The sequence below is a fragment of the Stenotrophomonas maltophilia group sp. msm4 genome (assembly GCF_032025605.1).
GTDB classification, from domain to species: Bacteria; Pseudomonadota; Gammaproteobacteria; order Xanthomonadales; family Xanthomonadaceae; genus Stenotrophomonas; species Stenotrophomonas sepilia.
This window is the reverse complement of the sequence record NZ_JAVSKK010000008.1, coordinates 1-7,066: the sequence shown is the minus strand read 5'-3', so window position 1 is coordinate 7,066 and position 7,066 is coordinate 1. Positions and strand designations below refer to the sequence as shown.

At 67.7% G+C, this 7,066-nt stretch carries 8 protein-coding genes; 5 read left to right on the top strand and 3 right to left on the bottom strand.

Annotated elements, in window-relative coordinates; translation table 11 throughout:
- Window positions 1–110: 110 nt before the first annotated feature.
- Window positions 111–956, top strand: a complete 846-nt coding sequence (locus ROV93_RS22270) for a SirB1 family protein (protein WP_072168444.1) — start codon at window positions 111–113, stop codon at window positions 954–956.
- Window positions 957–996: 40 nt separating this feature from the next.
- On the opposite strand, the gene ROV93_RS22265 is transcribed toward ROV93_RS22270, so the two are convergent.
- Window positions 997–1,221 (bottom strand): rubredoxin, encoded by a 225-nt coding sequence (locus ROV93_RS22265; RefSeq protein WP_014038358.1) that lies wholly within the window; start codon window positions 1,219–1,221, stop codon window positions 997–999.
- Window positions 1,222–1,255: 34 nt separating this feature from the next.
- Here ROV93_RS22265 and thiE point away from each other — a divergent pair, with 34 nt between their 5' ends.
- Both thiE and hemL read left to right on the top strand, forming a co-directional pair.
- Window positions 1,256–1,882: a thiamine phosphate synthase gene (gene thiE, locus ROV93_RS22260; RefSeq protein WP_072168443.1), complete on the top strand. Its 627-nt coding sequence runs from the start codon at window positions 1,256–1,258 to the stop codon at window positions 1,880–1,882.
- An 18-nt stretch (window positions 1,883–1,900) separates the two neighbouring features.
- Complete coding sequence (hemL, locus tag ROV93_RS22255; RefSeq protein WP_072168442.1) at window positions 1,901–3,190, top strand: glutamate-1-semialdehyde 2,1-aminomutase; 1,290 nt, start codon at window positions 1,901–1,903, stop codon at window positions 3,188–3,190.
- A gap of 72 nt (window positions 3,191–3,262) precedes the next feature.
- Here the strand turns inward: hemL and azu are convergent, their stop codons facing one another.
- Window positions 3,263–3,712: an azurin gene (gene azu, locus ROV93_RS22250; RefSeq protein WP_072168441.1), complete on the bottom strand. Its 450-nt coding sequence runs from the start codon at window positions 3,710–3,712 to the stop codon at window positions 3,263–3,265.
- 123 nt (window positions 3,713–3,835) lie between these two features.
- Between azu and ROV93_RS22245 the strand changes: the two genes are divergently transcribed.
- Window positions 3,836–4,438, top strand: a complete 603-nt coding sequence (locus ROV93_RS22245) for an HAD-IA family hydrolase (protein ID WP_072168440.1) — start codon at window positions 3,836–3,838, stop codon at window positions 4,436–4,438.
- A gap of 51 nt (window positions 4,439–4,489) precedes the next feature.
- Here the strand turns inward: ROV93_RS22245 and ROV93_RS22240 are convergent, their stop codons facing one another.
- Entirely contained in the window at window positions 4,490–5,716 is a 1,227-nt protein-coding gene (locus ROV93_RS22240; RefSeq protein WP_312541067.1) for an acetylornithine transaminase, read from the bottom strand.
- A 63-nt stretch (window positions 5,717–5,779) separates the two neighbouring features.
- Here ROV93_RS22240 and ROV93_RS22235 point away from each other — a divergent pair, with 63 nt between their 5' ends.
- Window positions 5,780–6,652, top strand: a complete 873-nt coding sequence (locus ROV93_RS22235; protein ID WP_069139259.1) for an ion transporter — start codon at window positions 5,780–5,782, stop codon at window positions 6,650–6,652.
- The last annotated feature ends 414 nt before the right edge of the window (window positions 6,653–7,066 follow it).

Genomic DNA, 7,066 nt, shown 5'->3' with positions numbered 1-7,066 from the left:
CGGCAACCCTGCAGGGGTCAGATCCCATTCGCTCGCGAAAGGCATCTGACCCCTGAACTTTTCACGCGATACCGCTTGAAACCGCCTGCGAATGACGCCAGTCTGTGGCCATGCAGGACCGGATCACACTCCCCGACTGGGATGCCCTGGCCGACCTCGAAGACGAGGCGCTGCCACTGTTGCCGACCGCGCTGCTGATCGCGCGCGATGAATACCCCGATCTGCAGCCGTCCACCTACGACGCGCTGATCCAGAGCCATGTCGAGCACCTCCGCTCGGAAGTGGAGAGCATCGACAACAGCCCGCTGAAGATGGCGGCGATCAACCGCCACCTGTTCGACGAGCTGGGCTACAGCGGCGACCACGACGAGTACTACGACCCGCGCAACAGCTACCTCAACCAGGTATTCGAGCGCCGCTTGGGCAATCCGATCTCGCTGGCGCTGGTCCAGATGGAAGTCGCGCGCCGGCTGGGTATTCCGCTCGATGGCGTGTCCTTCCCCGGCCACTTCCTGGTGCGCCTGCCGGTGGACGACGGCGTGCTGGTGATGGACCCGTTCAACGGTGGCCGACCGCTGGACGTGGACGAACTGCGCGAGCGGGCCAAGTCACACCTGGGCGGGCAGATGCCCGACGACCAGGTGCTGGCGCAGATCCTCGACCCGGCGCCCGCGCGCGCGATCCTGATACGCATGCTGCGCAACCTGCACGGCGTGTATGCCGAAGCCGGCGAGTGGGACCGCGCCGCGCGCAGTGCCGACCGCCTGCTGAAGCTGGCCCCGGAGCAGGACGATGCGCTGCGCGACCGCGGCCTGGCCTACCTGCAGCTGGAGTACCTGGCCGGTGCCCGGCACGATCTGGGCCAGTACCTGAAGCGCAACCCGGAAGCCAGCGATGCGCAGTGGCTGCGCGAGAAGCTGATCGACCTCGGCGGGCCGATGCCGCGGCTGCATTGAGGGAGTCGGTGTGTGGACCGGCAGTCCACACCTACCCTCATCAATCGACCTCGACCATCTCGAAATCAGCCTTGGTCACCCCGCAATCCGGGCAGGTCCAGGTCTCGGGAATGTCCTCCCAGCGCGTCCCTGGCGCGATGCCTTCCTCCGGCAAGCCTTCCGCTTCGCTGTACAGGAAGCCGCAGACCACGCACATCCAGGTGCGCAAGGTGGTGGGGGTGGCATCGCTCATCGGATAATCAGGACTGGATTCACGGGCCGCCATTGTCCCATCGCGGTCCACTCACCGGTAGCCATCGATGACTTCTGCTTCCCCGGCGCCCCGCGGCGTCTACCTGATCACCCCGGACGAGCCCGATACCGCACGCCTGCTGGCCCGCACCGCGCCGCTGCTGGCCACGGGCGCCACTTGGCTGCAGTACCGCAACAAGACCGCAAGCGACGCGCTGCGGCGGGAACAGGCCACCGCGCTGCAGGCACTGTGCGCAGACCACGGCGTGCCGCTGATCGTCAACGACGACCCGGCGCTGGCCAAGGCCGTGGGCGCGGCGGGCGTGCACCTGGGCGGTACCGACGGCGACATCCCCAGCGCGCGCGCCCTGCTCGGCCCCGAGGCCATCATCGGCGCCTCCTGCTATGACCAGCTGGCCAATGCCGAGAGGGCCGTCGCCGCCGGCGCCAGCTACGTGGCCTTCGGCGCGTTTTTCCCGACCACCACCAAGATCACCACCAGCCGCGCCCATACCGACCTGCTGCGGCAAAGCGCCGCACTGGGCGTGCCGCGGGTGGCGATTGGTGGCCTGACGCCGGACAATGTCGGTCCCATCATCGACGCCGGCGCCGATCTGGTCGCCGTGGTCAGCAGCGTGTTCGCCGCCGAAGACCCGGTCGCGACCCAGCGCGCCTTCCTCGCCCAGTTCGCGTAACGCCCAGGATATTCCCCCATGAACCACGACCAGTCCCACGCCCTGTTCTCCCGCGCCCAGCAGCTGTTGCCGGGCGGCGTCAATTCGCCGGTGCGCGCGTTCAAGTCGGTCGGCGGCGAACCGTTCTTCGTCGAGCGCGCCGACGGCGCCTACCTGTACGACGTCGACGGCAACCGCTACATCGACTACGTCGGCTCCTGGGGCCCGATGATCGTCGGCCACAACCACCCGGCGGTACGCCAGGCGGTGAAGAAGGCGATCGACAACGGCCTGTCGTTCGGCGCGCCATGCGCGGCTGAAGTCACCATGGCCGAGACCATCACCCGCCTGGTGCCGTCGTGCGAGATGGTGCGCATGGTCAACTCCGGCACCGAGGCCACCCTGTCGGCGATCCGCCTGGCGCGTGGCGCCACCGGCCGCAACCGCATCGTCAAGTTCGAAGGCTGCTACCACGGCCACGGCGACTCGTTCCTGGTCAAGGCCGGCAGCGGCATGCTGACCCTGGGCGTGCCGACCTCGCCGGGCGTCCCGGCCGGGCTGAGCGAACTGACCCTGACCCTGCCCTACAACGACTTCGAAGCGGCCACTGCGCTGTTCGAGCAGCAGGGCGATGACATCGCCGGCCTGATCATCGAACCGGTGGTCGGCAACGCCAACTGCATCCCGCCGCGCGAGGGCTACCTGCAGCACCTGCGCGAACTGTGCACGAACCACGGCGCGCTGCTGATCTTCGACGAAGTGATGACCGGCTTCCGCGTTGCCCTCGGCGGTGCGCAGGCGCACTACGGCATCACCCCGGACCTGACCACCTTCGGCAAGATCATCGGCGGCGGCATGCCGGTGGGCGCCTACGGCGGGCGCCGCGAGCTGATGCAGCAGATCGCCCCGGCCGGCCCGATCTACCAGGCCGGCACGCTGAGCGGCAACCCGGTGGCGATGGCCGCTGGCCTGACGATGCTGGAGCTGATCCAGCAGCCGGGCTTCCACGCCGACCTGGCCGAGCGCACTGCACGCCTGTGCGCCGGCCTGGAAGCGGCCGCCGCCGAAGCCGGCGTGGCGGTGACCACCAACCGCGTGGGTGCGATGTTCGGGCTGTTCTTCACCAGTGAGAAGGTGGAGACCTATGCGCAGGCCACCGCCTGTGACATCCCAGCGTTCAACCGCTTCTTCCACGCGATGCTGGAGCAGGGCGTGTTCCTGGCGCCGTCGGCGTACGAGGCCGGTTTCCTGTCCAGCGCGCACGATGATGCCGTGATCGAGGCCACCCTCGCCGCTGCACGCGTGGCATTCAAGGCCGCCAAGGGCTGATCGCAAAAAAGGGGACGGAGGGGATTAAGTCGTTTGTGCATATACGACTTAATCCCCTCCGTCCCCTTTTTTTCAACCGAAGACGAACTTGCCCTTCATCATCGCGAAGTGGCCGGGGAACGAGCAGAAGAAGGTGTAGTCGCCGCCCTTCTGCAGGCCCTGCGTGGAAAAGCGCACGCGCGTGGTCTCGCCACCACCAATTACTTTGGTGTGCGCCAGCACGCGCTTGTCGGCCTTCGGCAGGTAGCTATCGGCCAGGGTCATGCGCATGCCTGCCAGTGCCACCGGCTGGTAGTCGGCCGTGCGGGTCAGCACCCAGTTATGGCCCATCGCGGTAGCGGCGAGCTTGCCGGTGTGGCGCAAGGTCAGGTCCACGGCAGTGCAGTCGGCGACAAGCTTGATCTCGCGAGTGCTGAAGCTCATCTGGTCGGTGCTGTCGATGCTCACCGCACACACCCGCGCCATCGCCGACGGCGCCAGCATCAGCGCGCCCAGTCCCACTGCCACCCACCAAGCCTTCATCGTTGCCTCTCCTGCGGATTCAAGCACCATTCTAGGCAGGCCCCTGCGGCCGCGTCTGCGACCGTCTGTCGCATGCCTACTCCAGGGTTTCCCGCGCACTCACTGCAATGGCATGCTCGACCGATGCGGATCGACCTGTTGCTGCTGGATGTGGATGGCGTGCTGGTGCAGTACCAGCGCGCGCAGCGCGTGCTGCATCTGGCCCAGGCACTGCAGGTTCCGACGCAGGCCGTACAGGCCGCGCTGTATGACAGCGGACTGGAAGCGGCGCATGACAACGGCACGCTGGATGGCCCGGCCTATCTGGCGCAGCTGGGGGAGTGCCTGGGCAGGACCATCGATGTACCCAGCTGGATCGCCGCACGCCAAGCGGCCAGCCATCCGCAGCACGCGGTGCTGCAGCGGCTGCAGGTTCTGCAGCTGCCGCTGGCGGTACTGACCAACAATGGCGCGCTGATGGTGCAGGCGCTGCCCACCCTGCTGCCGGAACTGTTCCCTGCGCTGCAGGGACGCGTGTTCTGCAGCGCCGATTTCGGCCTGCGCAAACCCGCACCGGAGGTCTTCCTGCGCACGCTTGAGGCCCTCGGCGTGGCGCCTTCGCGCACGCTGTTCGTCGATGACCTGTTCGCCAATGTGCGCGGTGCACGCGCCGCCGGCCTGCACGCGGAAACCGTGCGCGATGGCCGTGGCTTGGGCAAGGTGTTGAAGCGTTACCAGATTGCGTGAACCACTGTAGAGCCGAGCCCCTGCTCGGCTCTACAGATGCCTCTGCCGGCTTCAGCGCGCGGCGATGAACGCAGCAATCGCTGCGCGCAGGCGCTTGAGGCCTTCGGCCACTTCTTCGTCGGTGATGTTCAACGACGGCACGAAGCGCAGCACGTCCGGGCCGGCCTGCAGGGTCAGCAGGCCGTGCTCGGCGGCATGGTCGAGGATCGCCCCGGCCTGGCCGGCGAAGTCCTTGCCCAGCACCGCGCCCAGCATCAGGCCGCGGCCGCGCACGTGGCTGAACACACCGAACTCGTCGTTGATGCGGGCAAAGCCATCGCGCAGTGCCTTCGACTGGCGGCTGACATTGGCGGCGATCTCTGCCGAGGCCAGCTTGCGCAGCGCCACGCGGGCCACCGCAGCAGCCAGCGGGTTGCCGCCGAAGGTGGTGCCGTGCGCGCCGAACTGCATGGTCTCGGCCACCTTCGGGCCGGCCAGCATCGCGCCGATCGGGAAGCCGCCACCGAGTGCCTTGGCCAGGGTGACCATGTCCGGCACCACATCATCCTGCCAGTGCGCGAACAGCGTGCCGGTACGGCCCATGCCGGCCTGGATCTCGTCCAGCACCAGCAGTGCGTTGTGCTGGTCGCACAGTTCACGCACGCGCTTGAGGAAACCGGACTTGGCCGGCATCACGCCGCCCTCGCCCTGGATGGGCTCCAGCATCACCGCCGCCACGTCGCCGGCGGCCATCGCGGTTTCCAGCTGCACCTCATCGTTGAAATCGATGTAGCGGAAGCCGCCAGGCAGCGGCTCGTAGCCTTCCTGGTACTTCGGCTGGGCGGTAGCGGTCACCGCGCCCATCGTGCGGCCGTGGAAGCTGCCACGGAAAGTGATGATCACCCGCTTGTCGGCGGGACGGCCCTGGCTGGAGGCCCACTTGCGGACCATCTTGATCGCCACTTCGTTGGCTTCGGCGCCGGAATTGCACAGGAACACGCGCTCGGCGAAGCGGCTGGCCTTCACCAGCTCCTCGGCCAGATGCAGCGGCGGTGCGCTGTAGAACACATTGCTGGTGTGCCAGAGCTTGCCGGCCTGCTCGACCAGCGCGGCCACCAGGTCCGGATCGTTGTGGCCCAGGCCGCACACGGCGATACCCGCAGCCAGGTCGATGAACTCACGCCCCTGGCTATCCCACACGCGGGCGCCCTGCCCTCGCTCCAGTACCACCTGGCGGGGCTTGTAGACCGGCAGGTAATAGTGCGAAAGGGAGATCAGCGGATCGGTCGCGGTGGTCATGGCAGTCGGCAGGGTTCAGGAACGCCCATTCTCGCGCCGGAGCCCCTGCTGCACAATGCGCCCATGCGACCGTTTTCCGCCCCCCAGCTCAACCCCGCCACCGAGACCGGCTGGCGCCGTCGGTGGTTCGACATCATCTACCGCCATGACTCGCGGCCCTCGCGCAACTTCGACCTGATCCTGGTGGTGGCGATCGTCGCCAGCATCCTGGTGGTGATGATCGACAGCGTGCAGCACCTGCATGCCGAGTGGTCCACCGGCCTGTACATCCTGGAATGGGGCTTCACCATCATCTTCACCGCCGAGTACCTGCTGCGCCTGGCGGTGGTCAAGCGCCCGCTGCGCTACGCGGTGAGCATCTGGGGCATCATCGACCTGCTGTCGATCCTGCCCGCCTACCTGTCGATGTTCATCCCGGGCGCGCAGAGCCTGCTGGTGGTGCGTGCGCTGCGCATCCTGCGCGTGTTCCGCATCCTCAAGCTGACCCGCTACATCGAGGAAAGCGGCGTCCTGATGACGTCGCTGTGGCGCAGCCGGCGCAAGGTGCTGGTGTTCCTGTTCACGGTGATCACCATCACCATCATCGCCGGCGCGCTGATGTACGTGATCGAGGGCCCCGAACACGGCTTCACGAATATCCCGGCCAGCATGTACTGGGCGGTGGTGACCATGGCCACGGTCGGCTTCGGCGACATCGTGCCGCAGACCGTGCTTGGCCGCTTCGTCACCTCGGTGCTGATCCTGATCGGCTACAGCATCATCGCCGTGCCCACCGGCATCTACACCGCCGAACTGGCCAGCACCATGCGCGAAGCCGAACTGGCCGCGCGCCGCGATGCCCGCGGCTGCCCGCATTGCGGGCTGGAGGGGCATGAACCGGATGCGCGCCACTGCCGCAAGTGTGGTGGCCAGCTGCCGGATGCGTTCAGCCATTGAGGCACATGCCGGCCCGCGGCCGGCACTACCGGACCAACAGGGTGCGGGGGCGGGGGGGGGCGCGGGGGGCCCGGGGGCCGCGCCCCCCCCCCCGGGGGGGGGCCCCCCCCCGGGGGGGGGGGGGGGGGGCGCCCCCGGATCGGCTGGGGGCCGCTGCAAGTACGTCCATGTAAGCTGTCGCCGCATCCATGCGGCTCACGCCCCCAGCCGACCCACCCTCCCGGCCACGGACAATTTCCTGCGCACCGCGGGAAGATCAAAAGAAAAAATCAAAAGCAAAAGCCGGTTCTTCAGGCATTCGGGTCGACCAAGGTCGACACCTACCAGAGCGGAACGCCGTTACGACAGATCGCGGGAATCTGTCGAAGGCGGGGTGGGTCCGGTTGAGGGGGCGTGAGCCGCATGGATGCGGCG

Coding starts and splice junctions, on each gene's coding strand:
- ROV93_RS22270 (WP_072168444.1), top strand. CDS start 111: ATGCAGGACCGGATCACACTCCCCGACTGGGATGCCCTGGCCGACCTC.
- ROV93_RS22265 (WP_014038358.1), bottom strand. CDS start 1,221: ATGGCGGCCCGTGAATCCAGTCCTGATTATCCGATGAGCGATGCCACC.
- thiE (WP_072168443.1), top strand. CDS start 1,256: ATGACTTCTGCTTCCCCGGCGCCCCGCGGCGTCTACCTGATCACCCCG.
- hemL (WP_072168442.1), top strand. CDS start 1,901: ATGAACCACGACCAGTCCCACGCCCTGTTCTCCCGCGCCCAGCAGCTG.
- azu (WP_072168441.1), bottom strand. CDS start 3,712: ATGAAGGCTTGGTGGGTGGCAGTGGGACTGGGCGCGCTGATGCTGGCG.
- ROV93_RS22245 (WP_072168440.1), top strand. CDS start 3,836: ATGCGGATCGACCTGTTGCTGCTGGATGTGGATGGCGTGCTGGTGCAG.
- ROV93_RS22240 (WP_312541067.1), bottom strand. CDS start 5,716: ATGACCACCGCGACCGATCCGCTGATCTCCCTTTCGCACTATTACCTG.
- ROV93_RS22235 (WP_069139259.1), top strand. CDS start 5,780: ATGCGACCGTTTTCCGCCCCCCAGCTCAACCCCGCCACCGAGACCGGC.